The sequence below is a fragment of the Hallella faecis genome (assembly GCF_018789675.1).
Lineage (GTDB): Bacteria > Bacteroidota > Bacteroidia > Bacteroidales > Bacteroidaceae > Prevotella > Prevotella faecis.
In genome coordinates this window covers 1-808 of sequence record NZ_JAHKBE010000143.1, presented here as the reverse complement: position 1 = coordinate 808, position 808 = coordinate 1, and the positions used below count along the sequence as shown (strand labels likewise).

The 808-nt window shown below is 35.3% G+C and carries 1 protein-coding gene and 1 pseudogene; one reads left to right on the top strand and one right to left on the bottom strand.

Features of this window, described 5'->3' with window-relative positions; all coding sequences use genetic code 11:
- Positions 1–56: 56 nt before the first annotated feature.
- Positions 57–233: pseudogene (locus KM934_RS12870) on the top strand (DEAD/DEAH box helicase); the annotation flags it as partial.
- On the opposite strand, the gene KM934_RS12865 reads toward KM934_RS12870, so the two are convergent.
- Positions 214–738 (bottom strand): agmatine deiminase family protein, encoded by a 525-nt coding sequence (locus KM934_RS12865; protein ID WP_252345014.1) that lies wholly within the window; start codon positions 736–738, stop codon positions 214–216. The pseudogene KM934_RS12870 and the gene KM934_RS12865 sit on opposite strands and share 20 nt — an antisense overlap.
- Positions 739–808 lie beyond the last annotated feature (70 nt).

The window sequence follows — 808 nt, the reverse complement described above, 5'->3', positions numbered from 1 at the left end:
GCTGGCAGCGTAAAACTGCTTAGCCTTTATCTCAAATTTTAACGAACTATTGATCTACACTCAAAAGATATTTTGGATATAATTCCTTTCGCCCTCTACAAGAGAACGTTATACGCCATATACTTAGCAACAAAGACTGTCTAGTGTTGATGCCTACTGGCGGTGGAAAGAGTATCTGCTATCAGATACCAGCATTGATGATGCCTGGTACGGCTATTGTAGTTTCTTATCTTCACTAATTGTCCATGTACTACAGTTTAAAGCTCCGCCCCATTTTTCAATAATTTCTTTCATCTGAACTTGAAAAATCCTTCCTCTATAATCAGGATATAAAGCAATAAACTGACCCATTGCTTCATTATCAAGTTTTGTATTGCCAATTCCTGGAACAATAATAACATCACGTGTCTGAAGAGCGTTGATATATGCCCAACTTAATTCGTTATATTCAGAAAGATTCAACTCTATAACATAAAAATGTTCCATCAAGATATTACGCATTTGAGCAGCAATACCATCATCATATACAGAAAGATTAGTTAACACTACAGGTTTGCCATCTTTTTGTGCGCCGACAAATCTTAATATTCCATCCGTATGCCCACAAACATCCTTTTTATCCCATGGCAACCATACTATAGTTATTTCATCAATAGTTGAATTACATTCTTTAGGTTTGAAAGAATCCCGAATTTTAGATTCTATCTCCTTTTTAGATAATCCTTCGTTTTCTATCATCACCTTGTCTGTCATTACAATAAAGGATTTAGTGGTGTAAGTATTTGGTTGTTCTATTTCGCCAACAACA